At 44.4% G+C, this 504-nt stretch carries 1 protein-coding gene; it reads right to left on the bottom strand.

Annotation, left to right across the window (positions count from 1 at the left end; translation table 11 throughout):
• Window positions 1-69: 69 nt before the first annotated feature.
• The coding region (locus AC1DWB_RS37255; RefSeq protein WP_477546041.1) for an HNH endonuclease at window positions 70-504 on the bottom strand (435 nt) is incomplete at its 5' end.

Below are 504 nucleotides of genomic sequence, written 5' to 3'. Positions count from 1 at the left end.
CCCTCAGACACGTTTGCGCGTGTCTGAGGGTGGTTATCTATTTCAACATTGGACGTTGCCAATGATTGTTTACGCATTGACATGTGGACATTGACGCTCAAACGTCCAACCAGATGTAGTTCTTCCATTGGTGAGTGCAATAGAGATGGCTTTTTTGCTGATTCCTAAGGAGTTCGCCGCTTCTATCTGCGACTCAAAATGGCGTCGCTTCGCTGATTCTAAATTAGTAGCGATCACAGGCTTGTTGTGATTCTTCCTCAAACCAGTGTCACGTGCATGGCGAGCCTGTTCTTTTGGCGTCGCCCAACTTAGGTTTTCTAATCTGTTTTCAATTTTAATTCCGTTCTCGTGATTAACTGTTTCTTTGGCTTCTGGGTTTGGCAAGAACGCAATGGCTACGAGACGATGCACAAGGAATTTCTTTGCCTTCTGACCATTCCGAGACAGTTCGATATACAAGTATCCGTTCCTTTGCAATTGTTGTTTCAGAATCTTCTCTTTACG

This window comes from Paenibacillus sp. P4_E11, assembly GCF_056401635.1.
Note: the sequence above shows the minus strand (reverse complement) of the source record. Positions and strands in the feature narration are given on the sequence as shown.